Raw genomic sequence first — 18512 nt, 5'->3', positions numbered from 1 at the left:
ACCCTAGGCGAGCGCACCGACATCCGTCAGGGGACGAGATCCTCCGGCCGGATCGTGGCCTGGACGGGCTCGGTCAACTCCAGCACGGAACCGGGTTTGGTCACCGACACCTCCCGGTAGTGCCGACCCTGCCGCCGGTGGAGGTGCAGGGTGCCGGTCTCCTGCTCCACCAGCAGATACCACTCGATGCCGGCGGCGGCGTAGTAGTGCATCTTGAGCACCTTGTCGGTCGCCGCGTTGCCCGGTGAGATGACCTCGCATACGAGCCGTACGTCCCGCGCCTCGATCATCGGCTCGTCGAAGTCGATCGGCTCCGTGACGACCAGGTCGGGGATCGGTATCCGGCCCGGCCGGAGCCGGACGTTCACCGTCTCCAGCAGTTCCAGCCCGGCGCGCCGGGCCGCGGCTTCCAGCAGGTTGCCGAGGTTCCGCTGGATTCGTTGGTGCCGCGGCGTCGGTGCGGGTGTCACGTGCAGGCTCCCGTCGAAGAGTTCGACGCGTTGCCGCGTCTCGCCGAGGGCGAGGTACTCCTCTTCGGTCCACGGGCCGTCGTGGCCGAACACCGCCGCGGTCATGGTCGCCTCCACCTCGTGCCGACAGGAATCGTCCCTTCGTCACCGGGACCATGGTCGCACCCCGGGTGCGACGACGAGGCCCAGATGCCCAATCGCGGCCGTGAATGTCCCAGGTGAGGGGCGTGCGGACGGGAGACCGAGTCGTTACGCTCTCACCGCTGACAGACCGCTCGATGTAGCTTATTTTCGCCTCCAAGGGTTTGCTGTAGGTTCTCTTCATCACCGAAGGGGAGGCGGTCAATGGGCAGGTCGGAGGCGGTGCCGTCCGGGGAGCCGGACCGCCCGGAGGTGCCGGAGCAGCGATCCGGCGACGGGCCCTATCTCCAGGTCAGGGATCTGCGGGTGCGGTTCGACACCGAGGACGGTGTGGTCAAGGCCGTGGACGGGGTGTCGTTCGCGGTGGAGCGGGGTCGCACGCTCGGGATCGTGGGCGAGTCCGGTTCGGGTAAGAGTGTGACGTCGCTGGCGATTCTGGGCCTGCACAACGCGAAGCGCACGACCATCTCGGGGGAGATCTCGGTCGGTGGGCGTCAGCTCGTGGGGTTGGGTGAGGAGGAGGTGCGGCGGCTGCGGGGCCGGGACATGGCGATGGTCTTTCAGGATCCGTTGTCGGCGTTGCATCCGTACTACTCGGTGGGTAGGCAGATCGCGGAGGCGTACCGGGTGCATCATCCGAAGGCCGGGAAGCGGGAGGCGCGGACGCGGGCGGTGGAGATGCTGGGCCGGGTGGGGATTCCGCAGCCGGGCCGGCGGTTCGATCAGTTTCCGCACGAGTTCTCCGGTGGGATGCGGCAGCGGGCGATGATCGCGATGGCGCTGGTCAACGACCCGGATCTGCTGATCGCTGACGAGCCGACCACGGCCCTCGACGTGACGGTGCAGGCGCAGATCCTGGATCTCCTGGCGGATCTGCAGGAGGAGTTCCGGTCGGCGATCGTGCTGATCACCCACGATCTGGGTGTGGTCAGCCAGGTGGCTGATGACGTGTTGGTGATGTACGCGGGTCGGGCGGTGGAGCACGGGAGTGTGCAGCGGGTGTTGCGGGCGCCGCAGCATCCGTACACGTGGGGGTTGTTGTCGAGTGTGCCGTCGTTGCACGGTGACGCGGACGCGGACCTGGTGCCGATCCCGGGCAACCCACCCAGTCTGATCAACCTGCCGTCGGGGTGCGCGTTCCATCCGCGCTGCCGGTGGGCCGACGTCAACGGCGACCGGTCCCGCACGGAGGTGCCCGAGCTGCGGGAGGCCGGAGCGCCGGGTCACCTGGTCGCCTGCCATCTGTCGGCGGGGGACCGGGAGCGGATCTACCGCGACGAGGTAGCCCAGGTGGGGGTGGCCCGATGAGCACCGAGACCGAGCCGCTGCTGTCCGTGCGCGGCCTGACCAAGCACTTCCCGGTCCGGCAGGGCCTGCGCAGCACGGGTGCGGTGCGGGCGGTGGACGGGCTGGACTTCGACGTGCGCCCGGGCGAGACCCTCGGGCTGGTGGGGGAGTCCGGGTGTGGGAAGACCACGACCGGGCGGATGCTGGTGCGGCTGCTGGAGCCCACCGCCGGGTCGATCGAGTTCGCGGGGCGGGACATCACCCACGCGAAACGTGGTGAGCTGCGCGGGCTGCGGCAGGATTTGCAGATCATCTTCCAGGACCCGTACGCGTCGCTGAACCCCCGCCACACGGTCGGGCGGATCGTGGCCATGCCGTTGCAGGTCAACCGCATCACCCCACCCGGCGGGGTCAAACACCGCGTGCAGGAACTCCTCGAACTCGTCGGGTTGAATCCGGAGCACTACAACAGGTATCCGCACGAGTTCTCCGGCGGCCAACGCCAGCGCATCGGCATCGCCCGCGCCCTCGCCCTGAAACCGAAACTGATCGTGGCCGACGAACCCGTCTCGGCGCTGGACGTGTCGATCCAGGCGCAGGTCATCAACCTGCTGCGCAGCCTGCAACAAGATCTCGATCTGGCGTTCGTGTTCATCGCCCACGACCTGGCCGTGGTGCGGCACTTCTGCCACCGCGTCGCCGTCATGTACCTCGGCAAGATCGTCGAGATCGGCGACCGCGACACCATCTACACCCGCCCCCAGCACCCGTACACCCGGGCACTGCTGTCCGCCATCCCCGACGTCACAGCCCTCGGCCCCGCCGGACGCATCCGCCTCACCGGCGACGTGCCCACCCCACTCAACCCGCCGTCGGGCTGCCGCTTCCGTACCCGTTGCTGGAAGGCCACCGAGCGGTGCGCCACGGAAGAGCCGGCGCTGACCACGCGGGACGACGGCCGGCAGCTCGCCGCCTGCCACTACCCGGAGAGCGGACCGGTCGGCGTGCCGACCGGCGAACCCGTGGAGGTGTCCCAATGAGCCTGTCGCCGGTCGAGGGCGTCGCGCTCGCCGAGATCGAGTCGCCCGGTGAGGGCGGCGAGAGCGGCAAGAAGGAGTTCGTCGGCCGGTCACCCGGCCAGCTCGCCCTCGCGCGGCTCAAGCGGGACCGCACCGCGCTGATCAGCGGCGGCCTGCTGGCGTTCTTCGTGCTCGTCGCGCTCGCCGTGCCGCTCATCGAGGCGCTGTACGGGGTGGGCCCGAAGGAGCAGTTCCAGAACCGCCTCGACGGCTACGGCATGCCGCTGGGCTACGCCGGGGGCGTGACCGGGGAGCACTGGTTCGGGCTGGAGCCCGGCCTCGGCCGGGACATCTTCATCCGGATGGTGCACGGGCTGCGGACGTCGCTGTTCATCGCGTTCGCGGCGGCCGTGCTGACCGCGGTGATCGGCGTGACGCTGGGAACGCTCGCCGGCTACCTGGGCGGCTGGCTGGACACGGTGATCAACTGGATCACCGACCTGACCCTGGCCATGCCGTTCCTGATCATCGCGCTGGCCCTGATGCCGACCGTCGCGCTGCGCTTCTACGGGCAGCGCGAGGCCGTGCCGGCGTACTTCCAGATCGGTGTGCTCATCGCGATCTTCGCCCTGTTCGGCTGGACCGGCACGGCCCGGCTGGTCCGGGGCCAGATCATCGCGCTGCGCGAACGCGAGTTCGTGGAGGCGGCGCGGGCCAGCGGCGCGGGCCTCGGGCACATGCTGTTCCGGCAGTTGCTGCCGAACGCCTGGGCGCCGATCCTGGTCGCCTTCTCGCTCGCCGTGCCGCAGTACATCACCAGCGAGGCAGCGTTGTCGTTCATCGGCGTCGGGCTCACCGACGAGACCCCGAGCTTCGGCCGCATGATCTACCGCAGCCTCGACTACCTGCAGACCGACCCGGCGTACGTCTTCTTCCCGGGCATCACCATCTTCGCGCTCGTGTTCGCCTTCAACCTCTTCGGTGACGCGCTGCGCGACGCGCTCGACCCGAAGTCGTCCCGGTAGGAGGCCGGCCCATGACGCGATTCCTCATCCGCCGGCTGCTGTCCGCCGCGCTCACGCTGTTCGCGGTGAGCGTGCTCAGCTTCCTCATGTTCTTCGCGCTGCCCCGCGACCCGGTCACCGGCATGTGCCCGAAGAACTGCAACCCGGAGCGACTGGAGCGGGTCCGCCAGGAACTGGGCCTGCGTGATCCGCTGATCAGCCAGTACGCCGGCTACATGAAGGGCATCTTCACCGGCCGGGACCTGGGCAGCGCCCAGGGCGGCCGGTGCGACGCCCCCTGCCTCGGCTGGTCGTACGTGTCGAATGAGGCGGTCTCGGACACCATCGCCCGGGTGCTGCCGGTGACGCTGAGCATCGTCATCCCGGCGGCGATCCTCTGGCTGCTGCTCGGCGTCGGCCTGGGCATGCTCTCGGCGCTGCGCCGGGGCAGCTGGCTGGACCGGGCGGCGATCGGCTTCTCGCTCACCGGCGCCTCGTTGCAGCTCTACTTCGTCGGCGCGGTGCTGCTCATCGTCTTCGTCTACAACCTGCGCCTGCTGCCGGTGCCGAGCTACACATCGTTGTTCGACAACCCGTTGAAGTGGACGAGCGGGCTGGTGCTGGCCTGGGTGGCGCTGGCGTTCCTCTTCTCCGCGATCTACGCGCGACTGTCCCGGGCGCAGATGCTGGAGACGCTGTCGGAGGACTTCGTCCGGACCGCGCGGGCGAAGGGCCTGGCCAAACGCAAGGTGTACGGCCGGCACGCGCTGCGCGCGGCGATCACACCGGTGGTGACGATCGCCGGTCTGGACGTGGGCGGGGCGCTGGGCGGCACGGTGATCACCGAGACGACCTTCGGTTTGAACGGCATGGGGCGTACCGCTGTCGACGCGGTCCGCTCGGGAGACCTGCCGACGATCATGGCGACCGTGTTGATCGCGGCGGTCTTCGTGGTGCTGGCGAACGTGGTGGTGGACCTGCTCTACGCGGTGATCGACCCGCGGGTGCGGCTCGGCTGAACCGCGACGAAATTTATCGACAACTGTTACCCAACTCGTAGTTTTTCTTCTTTACGATCCTCGGGACGTCGGCGGATGCGCTCGGCGAACGGGTGGAGGAGGTAGGACATGCGACCACGCGCAGCGGCCGCCGCTGGCGGCGCCATCGCACTGGTTGTGGCACTCGGTGCCTGCTCGGAGAACACGGGCGAAGGCACCAAGGTGGACGGCAACCGGCAGCAGACCGGGGTCATCGCGACCGACCCCAAGGACTCGCAGGGACCGGCCGCCGAGATCGACGGTGCGGCCAAGGGCGGGACGTTCACCATCATCCGGGAGACCCCCATCTCCCACCTGGACCCGCAGCGGACGTACTCGTTCGCCGGTCTGATGGCCAACCCGCTCTTCGCCCGCTACCTGACCACCTGGAAGGACGACGGCAAGGGTGGCCTGGTCCTCGTGGGTGACCTGGCCGAGACGCCGGGCAAGAACGTCAACAACGACTGCAAGGTCTGGGAATTCACCATCAAGGACGGGGTGAAGTTCGAGGACGGCAGCCCGATCACCTCGAAGGAGATCGCGTACGGCATCGCCCGCTCCTTCGACCCGGACCTCACCGGCGGCCCCACCTACATCCAGGAGTGGCTGGCCGACACCGCGCAGTACGACACCAAGTGGGACTTCAAGAAGAACAAGACGTCGCTGCCGCCGGGCCTGACCACACCGGACGACAAGACGCTGCGCTTCGAGTTCGCCAAGCCCCGCTGTGACCTGCCGTTCGCGGTCTCGCTGCCCACCACGGCGCCGCTCAAGCCGGAGAAGGACACCGGGGTCAACCTGGACCAGAAGCCGTTCTCGTCCGGCCCGTACAAGATCGCCAAGAACCAGGTCGGGGTCCAGCTCACGCTCGACCGCAACCCGAACTGGGACGCGAAGACCGACCCGGTGCGGCACCAGTACCCGGACCAGTTCGTGTGGAGCTTCGGGCCGACCGCCGACGCCGCCAACAACCGGGTGATCGCCGACAACGGCGCCGACCAGAGCGCGCTGGCGTTCAACGCGGTGCCGGCCTCGCTCGTGGCGAAGGTGGCCGGTGACCCGGCGCTGAAGTCCCGCACGCTGCTGTCGCCGACGCCGAGCGCCAACCAGCTCGTGATCAACACCCAGCGGGTCAAGGACCTGAAGATCCGCCAGGCGCTGAACTACGCGATCGACCGCGAGGGCCTGGTCAAGGCGCTAGGCGGCCAGACCGTCGCGCAGCCGATCACCACGCTGATGCCGCCGTCGACCATCGGCTACAAGGCGTACGACGCGTACCCGGCGGGCGCCAACGGCAACGTGGAGAAGGCCAAGGAGCTGCTCGGCGGCCAGACGCCCGAGCTGGTCCTCGGCGTCGCGGACAACACGACCGAGCAGGCGGAGGCGGTCCAGCTCAAGGGCAACCTGGAGCGCGCCGGCTTCAAGATCACCGTCCGGAACATCCCGGACGACGCGAAGCTGGACGAGGTCAAGAAGAAGAACAACCCCTGGGACCTGTACATCGGTAACTGGGCGGCGGACTGGCCCAGCGGTGCGTCGATCCTGCCGGTGCTCTACGACGGCCGGACCATCAAGGCCGAGGGCAACAGCAACCAGTCGTACTTCAACGACGACGCGATCAACGCCGAGATGGACCGGATCCTGGCGCTGCCGCCGTCCGAGCAGGGCCCGGAGTGGGGCAAGCTCGACGAGCGGATCATGAAGGAGCACGCGCCGGTGGTGCCGCTCTACGTGGACGTGGCGTACAACGTGCACGGGTCCAAGGCGGGCGGGGCGTTCATTTCCTCCGTGTTCGGCTACCCGAACTTCGTCAACGCGTACGTCAAGCAGTAGCAGCCGGACGAGGGCCCCTGCCGACGCCTGTCGGCGGGGGCCCTCGCCGTCACAGGTAGCGGCGGAGGAAGTCCAGCTCCAGCCGGAGCAGCCGCTCGGACACCCCGCCGGCGGCCAGGTGGCTCGCGCCGGTGAGCGGCAGCACCGCGTGCGGGCGGCCCGTCGCCAGCAGCGCCGCCGACAGCCGCAGCGTGTGCGCGGCGAGCACGTTGTCGTCGGCCAGGCCGTGCACCAGCAGCATCGGCCGGGCCTGCGCCGGGTCGCCGAGCGGCTCGGCGGCCAGCTCGACCAGCGAGTGGTGGGCGTAGACGTCCATCCCGTCGTCCGGCATGCCGAGGTAGCGCTCGCTGTACGCGGTGTCGTACAGCGCCCAGTCGGTGACCGGCGCGCCCACGATCGCGCACTTGAACAACTCCGGGTGGCGCAGCACCGCCAGCCCGGCCAGCCAGCCGCCGAACGACCAGCCGCGCACCGCCACCCGCTCCAGGTCCAGATCCGGGTGCTTGTCGGCCAGCGCGGTGAGCGCGTCCACCTGGTCGGTCAGGATCACGTCCGCGACCCGGCGGTGGATCGCCTTCTCGAACGACGGCGCGATGCCCGGGGTGCCCCGGTTGTCGATGGTGACCACCGCGAAACCCTGCTCGGCCCACCACTGCCGTTCCAGCCAGACGCCGCGGGCCGCCACCACCTCCTGGTGGCCGGGCCCGCCGTAGACGTCCAGCAGCACCGGCAGCCGGGTGCCCTTGACGTGCTCGGCCGGGTAGAGCACCGCGCTGGGCAGCCGCCGGTCGGTCACCCGGACCATCGTCGGCCGTGGCGCGTACGAGCAGGTGGCGGCGAACGAGCGCAGCTCACCCACCTCGCGGTCGCCGTGCCACACCCGCCAGCGGACCCCGGCGTGCTCCAGCGACGCGATGCCCACGGCCAGCGTGGACCCGCCGATCGAGGCCGTGTGCCAGCCCGGGTCGCTGCCCATCCGGCGGGCGTCCATGCCGCCGCCGATCGTGGTCCGCACCCGGTAGAGGTGGCGCTGGCTCGGCTCGCCCTCGCTCGCCTCCACCAGCAGGTCCGCCGCCGCGTTCGGGCCGTTCGGCAGCCGCCCGACCACTCGCCGCACGTACAGCGAGGGCGGGGTGAGCAGCGTGCCGTCGGCGAACAGGCAGCGGGCGTCGTACCCGTCGTGGGCCAGCTCGCCGCCGACCAGCACCCGCCCGTCGGGCAGGTGCGCCGGGGTGCCGGGGATCGGCTCCACCCAGCGCGGATCGGCCAGCTCGGCGTGCACCTGCGTCTCCCCGGTGCGCGGGTCCACCGCGAGCACCAGGCCGTGCTGCTGCGAGCGGCGCAGCACGGTGATCAGCGGGCCGCCCTCGGTCCAGTCCACCGAACTCAGGTACGGATAGGTCTCGCGGTCCCAGTGCACGTCGACCCAGCCGCCGTCGAGGTCGAGCAGGTGCAGGCTGACCTCCGCGTTCGGCCCACCCGCCACGGGGTACGCGAGCGACGTCGGCGGGCTCGCCGGGTCGGCGGGGTCGTGCAGGTACCAGCGTTCCAGGCGGGATTCGTCGACCCGGGCGGCCAGCACGCTGCGGCCGTCCGGCGCCCACCAGTAGCCCCGGTAGCGGTGGAACTCCTCGGCCGCGATGTGCTCGGCCAGCCCCCAGGTGACGCCGCTGTCCTCCCCGGCGAGCAGGTTGTCCGTACCGTCCGGCTCCACCACCCGCAACTGGCCCCGGCGCACTCCCTCGGCGGTGTCGGTGACGTACGCCAGCCGTTCGCCGGCCGGGTCGGGCCGCGGGTCGATCACCGGCCCGACGGCCGCCACCTCGACCACGTCGCCGTGCACCAGGTCGGCCCGGAACAGCCGCCCGGCCAGCGCGAACGCGGCGACCCGGCCGGCCGAGTCCAGCGCGTACGAGCCGATGCCGCCGGAGCTGAGCCGCAACCGCTCGCGCAGCGCCCGCTCACCGGGGGCGAGGCGGGCCGGCTCGGCGTCGGTGCCCAGCAGCACCGCCGGGTCCGCGACCAGTCGTTCCTCGCCGCTGTCGACGTCGAGCAGCCAGAGCGCGTCGGCCGGGTCCTCCGGTCCCGCGGAACGCAGGAAGATCACCCGGGCGCCGTCGCCCGCGACGGCGACGGCGCGCGGCGCCCCGTGGCTGAACCGACGGGTACGGGCGGCCAGCTCGGGAAAGTCCACGCCTGCAGAGTAGGCGGGCGCCGGTGGTGATGTGGCCGACCTGGGCGGACGCATCACCGTCGAGCGGGCAGGACCGCCGGTTAGAGTGACGGGCGTGACGACCCTGCCCGACCGACGCCTCCTGCTGGTCCACGCGCATCCCGACGACGAGTCGATCGGCACCGGCGCGACGATGGCGCACTACGCCGCCACCGGCGCCCACGTCACGCTCGTCACCTGCACGCTGGGCGAGGAGGGCGAGATCCACGTCCCGGCGCTGGCCCAGCTCTGCGCGGCCGAGGCGGACCAGCTCGGCGGCTACCGGATCGGGGAGCTGGCCGCCGCCTGCGCCGCGCTCGGCGTCACCGACCACCGGTTCCTCGGCGGCGCGGGCCGCTACCGCGACTCCGGGATGATGGGCCTGACCACCAACGAGCACCCGCGGGCGTTCTGGCAGGCCGACCTGGACGTCGCAGCCGGGTACCTGGTGGAGGTCATCCGCGAGGTCCGCCCCCAGGTGCTCGTCACGTACGACCCCGACGGCTTCTACGGCCACCCCGACCACATCCAGGCGCACCGGGTGGCGATGCGGGCGGTGGAGCTGGCCGCGGCCGAGGGGATCGCCCCGGCGAAGGTCTACTGGACGGCCATGCCGCGCAGCGTGCTCGACGCGGGCCTGGAGACGTTCACCGAGTCCTCGGACAACCCGTTCGCCGGCATCGAGAGCGCCGACGACCTGCCGTTCGGCACGCCGGACGCGGAGATCGCCGCCCGGATCGACGGCACCGACCAGCACGGCGCCAAGGAGGCGGCGATGCGCGCCCACGCCACCCAGATCCCGGCGAACTCCTGGCTCTACTCGATCGCCGGCAACTTCGGCGGCGAGTTCATGGGCGTGGAGTACTTCACGCTCGCGGTCGGCGAGAAGGGCCCGGGCGCCGGCCCGTACGGCTGGGAGGACGACCTGTTCGCCGGGATCGCCCTGGACGGCACGCAGCGGTCCCCGGTCGCGGCGGCCGGTCTCCGGTGACGCTGCCGGCCGTACCCGTGTCGACCCTCCCCGAGCAGCCGCCGACGGCCGCGACGCCGAGCCCGGCGGAGCGGATGCTCGACCGCGCGCTGCGGGTGGCCGGCGGCGTCGTGACGGTCTGGGCCGGCGTCCTGCTGGCGCTGCTCGACCTGATCTTCGCGACCTGGGCCTGGGAGACGGTGCAGGGCCGCTCCGGCGGGCTGCGGGCGCTTCTCGGTATCGGCCTGGTGGCCGCCGGGGTGGTCGCCGTGGTGGCGACGACGGTGCTGCTGGGCCGGTTCGCCCACCGGTCGACGGGTGCGCGCTGGGCGGTTGTGCTCGGCGCGCTGCCGTGGTTCCTGGTGATCGTGGTGGGGGGTTTCCGGACCGTCGAGGGCGATCTGGCGCTCGCCGGTGACAACGTACTCGGCCTCGCGTTGATCGTGGCCGGTGCGGTCACGTTCGCGGTACTGGGCTTCCGGCACCTGGTGACACCGCCGGACGCACGGTGAGGTGCTGACGCCGCACAGCTCGCGGTGGTAGACATTCCTGCCAGGAGGCCCGCCGAGGGAGCGGGCGGTACGGCGGGAGGCGTGCGATGGCTCAGCGGTGGCGTGCGGTAGGCGTGCTGGCGGCCGCGTTGTTCGGGGTGAACGTGGTGGCCCGGCTGGTCATCAAACTCGCGTTCCCGGACGACGACACCGCCTCCGGCCGCGTCTCGCTCGCCATGTTCCTGGTCATCGGGCTGATCCTGGCCGGCACCGCGTTCCGGTGGGGCGCCGACCGGCCGCTGGGCCGCTGGGCCGGCGATTTGGCCGCCGCCGTCGCGGTCGCGCTGGCGCTCACCGTGTTCGCCGGTCCGCTGCTGGTCGGGGAGAACCCGTTCGGCGGCGGCGCGGGCCTCTTCTTCGCCCAGATCTGGCTCTATCTCGCGGCCACCGCGGCGGGCGTGCTGGTCGGCTACCTGATCCTGACCGCGCTGGGCCGGGACTACCGGTCCCGCCAGCTCAAGCGGTACGCCGAGATGAAGCGCACCCGGCCCCGCAAGATCGTCCGGCGCTGACCGGGGTGCCGCTCAGGCCGCCGGGGCGACCCGGGTCAGGTAGGTGTGGTGGGTGGTGAAGCCGAGCCCCCGGTAGAGCGCCACAGCGCCGGTGTTGCTCTGTTCCACCTGGAGGAACGCGTGGGTGGTGCCCTCGGCGGCGCCCCAGCCGGCCAGCGCGCGTACGACAGCGGCGGCGAGCCCCCGGCGGCGCGCCTGCGGCACCGTCTCCAGCAGGCTGACACCGAGCCAGCGGCCCCCGCCGGTGACCGTGCCCCGTCCGACCGCGAGCAGCCGGCCGTCTTCGCGCAGCTCGGCGAAGCGGACCCGGGGTGTCCCGGTGAGCACCTGCCGGGCGGCGTCCGGCAGCCCGCCCTTGCGGCCGGCGGCGATCGCCAGCCAGTCGTCGGCGGGCGCGTCCGCGAGCGTCACCGGCGGCGCGGTGGCCGACAGGGGCGCGGCGGCCGGCGGCGCGGTCAGGGTGCGCAACGGGACGGTCTGCACCAGCACCGGGGGGCGGGACGTCCAGCCGCGTGCGTCCAGCTCCGCACCGACGGGTGCGGCAAGCGGCAGCGGGGTGTTCACCAGCGCGGGCCCGCCGCGGTCGGCGTACCAGCGTTGCACCGCGTCCAGCGCGGCGGGCAGCGGGCGGTCCGGGTCACCGACCGGCAGCGCGCTGTTCGCCCGCCCGGTCCAGCCGTCGGCCCAGCGCAGCCGCCAGTCGCCGAGCCGTCCGCGTACCGGTGCGGGCCACGCCTCGTCGGCGGCCAGCTCCAGCGCGACCACGGCGGCGGCGGTGGGCCGGCGGGCCGGCGGCACCCGCTTGGCCCGGTGCACCTCGGCCACCGGTACGCGTAGCGGCCCGGCGTCGGTGGACAGCGTGATGTGGGTCTCGCTCAGCTCCACGAGTTCGCCGAGCGCGTCGGAGAACAGCGTGCGGCCCTCGCGAATCCCCACAATCCGGCGGACCACGATCCGGTGTCCCACGTCCTGCTGTCGGAGCACGATCGACCCCCTCCCCGGCGAGATACTAGGCTCTTACCGTTGCGGTTGATCGCGACGAGTCTTGCGGAGGAGAAGACCGGTGACCTACATCATCGCCGAGCCGTGCGTGGATGTGCTCGACAAGGCATGCATCGAGGAGTGCCCGGTCGACTGCATCTACGAGGGCAACCGGATGCTCTACATCCACCCCGACGAGTGCGTCGACTGTGGTGCCTGTGAGCCGGTCTGCCCGGTGGAAGCGATCTTCTACGAGGACGACGTCCCGGAGCAGTGGAAGGACTACACCGGGGCCAACTACGAGTTCTTCGAGGACCTGGGCTCGCCCGGTGGCGCCTCGAAGATCGGCAAGGTGGAGAAGGACGCCACCTTCGTCGCCGCGCAGCCGCCGCGCGGCGAGGGCCACTGAACCGGCGTACGCCGGTCTCGGCACGGCTGCCCGACTTCACCTGGGACACCCTGGACGCCGCGGCGGCCACTGCCGCGGCGCACCCGGACGGTCTCATCAACCTGTCGATGGGCACGCCGGTCGACCCGGTGCCGGAGCTGATCCGCCGGGCCCTGGCCGACGCGTCGAACGCGCCGGGCTACCCGCTGACCGCCGGTACGCCCGCCCTGCGTGACGCGATCGCGGCCTGGGTGGCGCGGGCCTGCGGCGCGGGCGTCGACGGCCTGGGCGTGCTGCCGACGATCGGCTCGAAGGAGCTGGTGGCCTGGCTGCCGACGCTGCTCGGGCTCGGCCCCGGTGACGTGGTCGTGGTGCCGTCGGTCGCGTACCCGACCTACGAGGACGGGGCCCGGCTCGCCGGCGCGACGACGGTACGCACCGACTCGCTGACCGCGCTGGGCCCGGATCCCCGGGTCCGCCTGGTCTGGGTGAACTCGCCGGGTAACCCGACCGGCCGGGTGCTGCCCGCCGCCCATCTGCGCAAGGTGGTCGAGTGGGCGCGCGAGCGCGGTGCGGTGGTCGCCAGCGACGAGTGCTACCTGCCGCTGGGCTGGGACGCCGAGCCCGTCTCGGTGCTCTCCCCGCAGGTGTGCGGCGGCTCGTACGACGGCGTGCTGGCGGTGCACTCGCTGTCCAAGCGTTCCAACCTGGCCGGGTACCGGGCCGGGTTCGTCGCCGGTGACCCGGCGCTGGTGGCCGAGCTGCTCAAGATCCGTAAGCACGCGGGCCTGATCGTGCCGGCCCCGGTGCAGGCCGCCATGGTGGCCGCGCTCGGCGACCAGGAGCACGCCGACGTCCAGCGGGAGCGCTACCGCGTCCGGCGGGAGAAGCTGCGAGCGGCGTTCACCGCCGCCGGCTTCACCGTCGAGCACTCGGAGGCCGGGCTCTACCTGTGGCTCACCCGGGACGAGGACTGCTGGGAGACGGTGGACTGGCTGGCCCGCCGGGGCATCCTGGTGGCCGCCGGTGTCTTCTACGGCCCGGCCGGCGCCCGGCACGTCCGGGTGGCCCTCACCGAGTCCGACGAGCACGTGGACGCGGTGGCCGGGCGGCTCGCCGGGGCCTGACGTGACGGGCGGGCTGGCGCGGGCGGCTGTGGTCGGCACCGGGCTGATCGGCGGTTCGGTGCTGCTGCGGCTGCGCGACGCCGGGCTCGACGTCGCCGGCTGGGATCCGGATCCGGCCGCCCGCCGGCAGGTACGCGACCGGGGCGTCGACGCGCCCGACACGGTCGAGGACGCGGTCACCGGGCGGGACGTGGTGTTCCTGTGCGGCCCGCTGCCCACGCTGCCGGCCACGCTGGCCCGGGTCGCCGCCGTGACCGGCGACGGCTGCGTGCTCACCGACGTGGGCAGCGTCAAGGCCGAGGTGAGCACCGCCGCCGTCGTCCAGGGGCTCGGGCACCGCTTCGTGCCGGGCCACCCGATGGCCGGCGCGGACCGGGCCGGAGCGGGGGCGGCCAGCCCGGATCTGCTCGACGGCGCCGCCTGGGTGCTCTGCCCGGGGCCGACCGGTCTGGGCGCGTTCCGGCGGCTGGCGGTGCTGCTGGCGGACGTCTTCCACGCCCGGGTGGTGCCCATGTCCGCCCCGGAGCACGACGGCGCCGCCGCGCTCGCCTCGCACGTACCGCACGTGCTGGCCGGCGCGCTGGCCGGCGCCGTGCACCGGTCGGCGCTGCGGGACGCGGTGCTGACGCTCGCCGCCGGCAGCTTCTCCGACGGCACCCGGGTCGCCGGCGGGCCACCCGAGCGGACCGCGAACATGCTGCTCGGCAACCGCGACCGCGTGCTCGCCGAACTGGACGCGCTCGGCGCGTTCCTGGACGAGCTGACCGAGGCGCTGCGCGGTGGCGACGCCGGTGCGCTGGCGGACCGGTTCGCCGAGGGGCGGGACGTCCGCGCGACGTTGCGGGCTCGTACGTTCACCGCGCACCGGCGGGAGTTCCCGGCCGACGCCGACCACGCGGGCGAGCTGGCGTACCTGCGGGAGCTGGGCGCGGCGGGCGGCCACCTGAGCGAGGTCCGGGAGACCGCCGGCGGGGTCACCTACATGGGGCACCTGCCGGCCACACCGCCGTTAGGCTGAGCGGCATGGCTGACGCACCGGTCGTGGCGGTACGCGGTGAGGCGTACCGGGAGGTGGCTCCGGAGCTGGCCCGGTTCACGGTGACGGCGACGGCGCGGGACCGGGACCGGGAGACCACGCTGACCCGGCTGGCCGAACGGGCCGCCGCGGTGCGGGCGTTGCTCGACGCGGCCGGGCCCGCAGTGGAACGCCGGGAGACCGGCCAGGTCCACGTCTGGCCGGTGACGAAGCGCTCCGGTGAGCGGGTGGTGGCCTACCAGGGCAGCGTGAGCACCACCGTGACGACCACCGACTTCACCGCGCTCGGTGAGCTGATGCTCCGCCTGGCCGACCAGGATCAGGTCGAGGTGGCCGGGCCGGTGTGGTCGCTGCGGCCGGACAGCCCGGCCTACCGGGAGGCGCGGCAGGCCGCGATCGCCGACGCGCTGATCCGGGCCCGGGAGTACGCCGAGGCGCTCGGCGCCCAGGTGATCGCGTTGCGGGAGCTGTCCGACACCGGGATGAGCGCCGGCCCGCCGATGATGGTCAAGGCGGCGTACGGGCGCTCCGGCGAGCAACCGGAGCTGGAACTGGACCCGGCGCCGCAGCCGGTGCAGGCGGCGGTGGAGGCGCGGTTCACCATCAGCGAGCCGGTGCTGGGCTGATGCCACAGGCGGAGGTGCTCGGGCTCGACGAGCTGGTCGCCCGGGCGCGCGCGCTGGCCGACGACGGTCCGCGTCAGCTGCTCGGCATCGCCGGGGCGCCGGGGGCTGGCAAGTCCACACTGGCGCAACGGATCGTGGCCGCGCTCGGCCCGGTCGCCCGGCTGGTCCCGATGGACGGCTTCCACCTGGCCGGGTCGGCGCTGGCGCGTCTCGGCCGGGCCGACCGCAAGGGCGCGCCGGACACGTTCGACGTCAACGGCTTCGTCTCCGTGCTGCGCCGGCTGCGCCGGCTGGAGCCCACGTCGGTGTGGGCGCCGGAGTTCCGCCGTGACCTGGAGGAGCCGGTCGCCGGGGCGATCGAGGTGCCGCCCGAGGTGCGCCTGGTCGTCACCGAGGGCAACTACCTGCTGCTGCGGGACGACCCGTGGGAGGAGGTGCGCACACTCGTACACCAGATCTGGTTCCTGGACCTGGCCGCGGAGCTGCGGCTGCGCCGGCTCACCGCGCGCCACGAGGCGTACGGGAAGTCGCCGGAGCAGGCCCGCGCCTGGGCGCTCGGCAGCGACGAGGAGAACGCCCGGCGGGTCGCCGGCACGGCCGCGCACGCCGACCTGGTGGTCCGCCTGGCCGACCCGTCGCGGGCGTGACGCCGGGCGCCGCCTACCGACCCGCCGCCGCGGTGGCGCACGGTCAGCCGGTCCGCTGCCGGGGTGACGGCACGGTGCGGCGCAGCAGCCGCGCCACGACCGCCCGCTCCCGGGTGAACTCCACCGCCTCCGGGTAGCCGCTGTGGCTGCGGATGGGCGGGTCGGCCACCTCGCCGCCGGACGGGTGCAGCGCCTCCGGGTCGGCCACCGGCACGTCCCGCTGACCGGCGCTGACCTGCCAGCCCAGCGGGTCGGTGTCCCGCCAGAAGTTCGTCCAGGCCACGTGCCCGCCGGGCCAGGTGAGTGCGCCGGCCAGCGCCCGCAGCCGTTCCGGCCCGAAGTAGGACGGGAAGATCCGCCCGTAGAGCCGGGTGAGCTGGCAGCCGTAGGAGAAGAACCAGGTCCGCAGCCGCCACCGGCGGGGCAGTTGCAGCAGCACCGCGGCGCAGATGACGGTGCCCTGGCTGTGGCCGGAGAGGATGACGCCGTCCATCCGGTCGCTGTGGTGCGGCGGCAGAGCGAGCAGCCCCGCCACCCGGGTCTGGAGTTCCGGTACGGCACGTTCGGCGTAGCTGGGCGGCGCGAGCGGGTGCGCGGCCCGGGGCCAGAACGTGCACACGTCCCAGATCACGCCGACCGAGCGGCGCACCGAGTCGGTGCGGTAGACGAGCAGCCCGAGCGCCGCCGTCACCACCGGCAGCCAGCCGAGGACGGTGTCGCCGCGCTCGGCGGTCCAGTGGATGGCGGTCTGCCAGCCGGACGGGGACAGCGGGCTGGGCCGTTCGCCGGACAGCGCGGCGGCGCAGCAGAGGGTGACCAGGATCGCGCAGAACGCCGCGTAGCAGCCGAGTAGCCGTACCGCGTGTTCGCCGACCAGCCGGTGCAGTGCCCGGTAGGTGCTGACGTCGCGGCAGCGCCGCAGGTCGTGCGCGGACAGGCCGGGGGTGGCGGTCAGGCGGGCGTACTCGACCCGGCGCAGGCGGTGCAGCAGGACGACCGCCCGGAGCAGCAGCCCAGTCAACGCGGCCAGGCCGACGGCGCAGGCCAGCCCGGCCCAGAAGACGGCCAGCGGCGGCACGACGCGGCTCGGGCCGCCCGGTTCGGCTGACGCGCCGAGCCGGTCGCTGACCCAGTAGAGCAGCCCGGCGCAGTACGCCACGGCCATCATCCAGCCGAACCCGGCGATGACCGCCGGGGCGCAGCCGCGCCAGGCGAGATCGGTGTACGCGCCGAGCGGCTGGGTCGGCACCGCCGGCCGCAGGCGGGGCAGGAACAGCCCGGCGGTGGCCAGCGCGACGGCCGGGCCGACGAGCATCCAGGTGCGCAGCTCGTCCGGCGCGGCGGGCAGCCCGGCCAGTCCGCGTTCGATCCAGGCCGCACCGAGCGGCAGCAGCAGCATCCCGGCGGCGGGCCCGGCCAGCGCCCGGCGGCCGGAGCGGTTCGCCGCGGCGATGGCGAGCAGCAACAGCACCTGGTACGCGATGAGCCAGGCGATCGCGGTGTCGTACCCGGGAAGGGACCGGTCGGCGTGACAGCCGGCGGTGTCCGGTTGCGCAGCACACCCGTCCGGCGGCCGGTACGTCGACAGCGGCTGCCCGGCCGTCCCGTCGGGGAGCAGCAGCAGGACGAACGCCCCGATCAGTCCGAGCGTGGTGAGCGTCGCGACCGCCGCGCTCCACCGGCCGAGCGGGGTGGCGCCCTGGCGCCGGCTCAGCCACGGCCGGGCGACCGCCACCACGGCGATCACCACCACGGCGGCGAGCAGCGCCGCAGTGGGCCAGGCGACGGCGGCTCGCACACCGCGCGGCGGGTCCATGATCAGCACCGCGACGACCGGTACGGCGGCGGCGCTGACCGCCCCTGTGCACAGGTGCAGCACGGCGGCCCGGCGCAGTTGCCCCTCCCCGTTCCAGAACGTCGGGTCCTGGAGCGGATTCTGCGGAGGCTCACGCGGGTCCGGTCGTTCCACCGGCTCCCCGCCCTCCCGGGCCGGCGCGTGGTGGTGCGGGTCGGCGGGCATCTGCGCCTCGTACTGGTAGGTGCGGAAGGCGACGAGTCCGATCGCGGCGAGCACGAGCAGCGGCAGCAGCAGCCCGAGCGCGAGCGCCCGGGTGTCCTCGCGCCACCAGGAGTCGCCGAGGAACTCCCACGGGCCGGGGAGCCGGCCGAGGCAGTCCGCCTCCACGCACTGCCAGCCGATCAGATCCACTCCGACGCCGGTCACGGTGAGGACGAGCGTGCAGGTCAGGCTCAGGCAGAACAGGCGGATGAGCCAGGCCGTGATGCCGGACCGGCTGGCCCAGCGTTCCTGGTCCGGGTCGGGCGGGATGCCGGCGCGGGCGTGCAGCGCGACGTTCGCCAGCGCGAAAGGGAGCATCAGCGTCCACAGCGCCCGTTCCACGTCCCGCCGGGTCCGCGCGCCGGAGGTCAACTGCCCCCAGCTGTACGCCTCGACAGTGATCGGGTCGTCCCGGCCCGCAATGCTGGACCGGTAGAAGCCGGTCACCTGACCGCCGGCGACCAGTGCTGGTTGCGCACCGTCACCGTTGGCGCCGGCGGTCAGGCCGAGCAGCTGATCCGGCGGGGTGTTGGAGACCCCGTGCACCCGCAGTTCGAGGACCCGTTCCATCGTGCCTCCCGGTAAACGTCCTACTACTCAGAGTGCGCGAGA

At 72.8% G+C, this 18512-nt stretch carries 17 protein-coding genes; 13 read left to right on the top strand and 4 right to left on the bottom strand.

Features of this window, described 5'->3' with window-relative positions:
* Window positions 1-26 precede the first annotated feature (26 nt).
* Window positions 27-575: a Uma2 family endonuclease gene (locus Q3W68_RS10765; protein WP_302905300.1), complete on the bottom strand. Its 549-nt coding sequence runs from the start codon at window positions 573-575 to the stop codon at window positions 27-29.
* A 240-nt stretch (window positions 576-815) separates the two neighbouring features.
* Here Q3W68_RS10765 and Q3W68_RS10760 point away from each other — a divergent pair, with 240 nt between their 5' ends.
* From Q3W68_RS10760 to Q3W68_RS10740, 5 genes are all read left to right on the top strand, one after another.
* On the top strand, window positions 816-1919 hold the full coding sequence (locus Q3W68_RS10760; RefSeq protein ID WP_302905299.1) for an ABC transporter ATP-binding protein: 1104 nt from the start codon (window positions 816-818) through the stop codon (window positions 1917-1919).
* Window positions 1916-2938: an ABC transporter ATP-binding protein gene (locus Q3W68_RS10755; RefSeq protein WP_302905298.1), complete on the top strand. Its 1023-nt coding sequence runs from the start codon at window positions 1916-1918 to the stop codon at window positions 2936-2938. The genes Q3W68_RS10760 and Q3W68_RS10755 overlap by 4 nt, the downstream gene beginning before the upstream one ends.
* Window positions 2935-3942: an ABC transporter permease gene (locus Q3W68_RS10750; protein ID WP_269697627.1), complete on the top strand. Its 1008-nt coding sequence runs from the start codon at window positions 2935-2937 to the stop codon at window positions 3940-3942. The genes Q3W68_RS10755 and Q3W68_RS10750 overlap by 4 nt, the downstream gene beginning before the upstream one ends.
* Before the next feature lie 11 nt (window positions 3943-3953).
* Complete coding sequence (locus Q3W68_RS10745; RefSeq protein WP_013288442.1) at window positions 3954-4940, top strand: ABC transporter permease; 987 nt, start codon at window positions 3954-3956, stop codon at window positions 4938-4940.
* A gap of 108 nt (window positions 4941-5048) precedes the next feature.
* Entirely contained in the window at window positions 5049-6791 is a 1743-nt protein-coding gene (locus Q3W68_RS10740) for an ABC transporter substrate-binding protein (protein ID WP_302905297.1), read from the top strand.
* Window positions 6792-6840: 49 nt separating this feature from the next.
* Here Q3W68_RS10740 and Q3W68_RS10735 read toward each other — a convergent pair whose 3' ends face one another.
* Window positions 6841-8985, bottom strand: a complete 2145-nt coding sequence (locus Q3W68_RS10735; RefSeq protein ID WP_302905296.1) for a prolyl oligopeptidase family serine peptidase — start codon at window positions 8983-8985, stop codon at window positions 6841-6843.
* Between the two features lie 85 nt (window positions 8986-9070).
* On the opposite strand from Q3W68_RS10735, the gene mshB reads away from it, so the two are divergent.
* The 3 genes from mshB (at window position 9071) to Q3W68_RS10720 (ending at window position 11036) form a co-directional block, all read left to right on the top strand.
* Window positions 9071-9994, top strand: coding sequence for an N-acetyl-1-D-myo-inositol-2-amino-2-deoxy-alpha-D-glucopyranoside deacetylase (gene mshB / locus Q3W68_RS10730; RefSeq protein ID WP_302905295.1), 924 nt, complete (start codon window positions 9071-9073; stop codon window positions 9992-9994).
* On the top strand, window positions 9991-10485 hold the full coding sequence (locus Q3W68_RS10725; RefSeq protein ID WP_302905294.1) for a hypothetical protein: 495 nt from the start codon (window positions 9991-9993) through the stop codon (window positions 10483-10485). Before mshB ends, Q3W68_RS10725 begins: the two co-directional genes overlap by 4 nt.
* 86 nt (window positions 10486-10571) lie before the next feature.
* On the top strand, window positions 10572-11036 hold the full coding sequence (locus tag Q3W68_RS10720) for a hypothetical protein (protein WP_128137773.1): 465 nt from the start codon (window positions 10572-10574) through the stop codon (window positions 11034-11036).
* A 12-nt stretch (window positions 11037-11048) separates the two neighbouring features.
* On the opposite strand, the gene Q3W68_RS10715 is transcribed toward Q3W68_RS10720, so the two are convergent.
* Window positions 11049-12020 carry a GNAT family N-acetyltransferase gene (locus tag Q3W68_RS10715; protein WP_302905293.1) on the bottom strand — a complete coding sequence of 324 codons (972 nt, stop codon included), beginning with the start codon at window positions 12018-12020 and terminating at the stop codon, window positions 11049-11051.
* A 79-nt stretch (window positions 12021-12099) separates the two neighbouring features.
* On the opposite strand from Q3W68_RS10715, the gene fdxA reads away from it, so the two are divergent.
* From fdxA to Q3W68_RS10690, 5 genes are read left to right on the top strand one after another with little or no spacing between them, the layout of a single operon-like run.
* Window positions 12100-12426 carry a ferredoxin gene (fdxA, locus tag Q3W68_RS10710; protein ID WP_007464872.1) on the top strand — a complete coding sequence of 109 codons (327 nt, stop codon included), beginning with the start codon at window positions 12100-12102 and terminating at the stop codon, window positions 12424-12426.
* Window positions 12423-13532 (top strand): succinyldiaminopimelate transaminase, encoded by a 1110-nt coding sequence (dapC, locus tag Q3W68_RS10705; protein ID WP_302905685.1) that lies wholly within the window; start codon window positions 12423-12425, stop codon window positions 13530-13532. The genes fdxA and dapC overlap by 4 nt, the downstream gene beginning before the upstream one ends.
* 1 nt (window position 13533) lies before the next feature.
* Window positions 13534-14550, top strand: a complete 1017-nt coding sequence (locus tag Q3W68_RS10700; RefSeq protein WP_302905292.1) for a prephenate dehydrogenase/arogenate dehydrogenase family protein — start codon at window positions 13534-13536, stop codon at window positions 14548-14550.
* 5 nt (window positions 14551-14555) lie between these two features.
* Window positions 14556-15194: an SIMPL domain-containing protein gene (locus Q3W68_RS10695; RefSeq protein WP_302905291.1), complete on the top strand. Its 639-nt coding sequence runs from the start codon at window positions 14556-14558 to the stop codon at window positions 15192-15194.
* Window positions 15194-15841, top strand: coding sequence for a nucleoside/nucleotide kinase family protein (locus Q3W68_RS10690; protein ID WP_302905290.1), 648 nt, complete (start codon window positions 15194-15196; stop codon window positions 15839-15841). The genes Q3W68_RS10695 and Q3W68_RS10690 overlap by 1 nt, the downstream gene beginning before the upstream one ends.
* A 43-nt stretch (window positions 15842-15884) precedes the next feature.
* Here Q3W68_RS10690 and Q3W68_RS10685 read toward each other — a convergent pair whose 3' ends face one another.
* Window positions 15885-18470: a hypothetical protein gene (locus Q3W68_RS10685; protein WP_302905289.1), complete on the bottom strand. Its 2586-nt coding sequence runs from the start codon at window positions 18468-18470 to the stop codon at window positions 15885-15887.
* Window positions 18471-18512 lie beyond the last annotated feature (42 nt).

This window comes from Micromonospora sp. C28ISP2-4 (assembly GCF_030519385.1).
Classification (GTDB): domain Bacteria; phylum Actinomycetota; class Actinomycetes; order Mycobacteriales; family Micromonosporaceae; genus Micromonospora; species Micromonospora tulbaghiae.
The sequence above is the reverse complement of the archived record's forward strand: the minus strand, read 5'-3'. Positions and strand labels throughout refer to the sequence as shown.

What these genes read in the sequence shown, in the direction of transcription:
- Q3W68_RS10765 (WP_302905300.1), bottom strand. Translation starts at nt 575, where the DNA reads ATGACCGCGGCGGTGTTCGGCCACGACGGCCCGTGGACCGAAGAGGAG.
- Q3W68_RS10760 (WP_302905299.1), top strand. Translation starts at nt 816, where the DNA reads ATGGGCAGGTCGGAGGCGGTGCCGTCCGGGGAGCCGGACCGCCCGGAG.
- Q3W68_RS10755 (WP_302905298.1), top strand. Translation starts at nt 1,916, where the DNA reads ATGAGCACCGAGACCGAGCCGCTGCTGTCCGTGCGCGGCCTGACCAAG.
- Q3W68_RS10750 (WP_269697627.1), top strand. Translation starts at nt 2,935, where the DNA reads ATGAGCCTGTCGCCGGTCGAGGGCGTCGCGCTCGCCGAGATCGAGTCG.
- Q3W68_RS10745 (WP_013288442.1), top strand. Translation starts at nt 3,954, where the DNA reads ATGACGCGATTCCTCATCCGCCGGCTGCTGTCCGCCGCGCTCACGCTG.
- Q3W68_RS10740 (WP_302905297.1), top strand. Translation starts at nt 5,049, where the DNA reads ATGCGACCACGCGCAGCGGCCGCCGCTGGCGGCGCCATCGCACTGGTT.
- Q3W68_RS10720 (WP_128137773.1), top strand. Translation starts at nt 10,572, where the DNA reads ATGGCTCAGCGGTGGCGTGCGGTAGGCGTGCTGGCGGCCGCGTTGTTC.
- Q3W68_RS10695 (WP_302905291.1), top strand. Translation starts at nt 14,556, where the DNA reads ATGGCTGACGCACCGGTCGTGGCGGTACGCGGTGAGGCGTACCGGGAG.
- Q3W68_RS10690 (WP_302905290.1), top strand. Translation starts at nt 15,194, where the DNA reads ATGCCACAGGCGGAGGTGCTCGGGCTCGACGAGCTGGTCGCCCGGGCG.
- Q3W68_RS10685 (WP_302905289.1), bottom strand. Translation starts at nt 18,470, where the DNA reads ATGGAACGGGTCCTCGAACTGCGGGTGCACGGGGTCTCCAACACCCCG.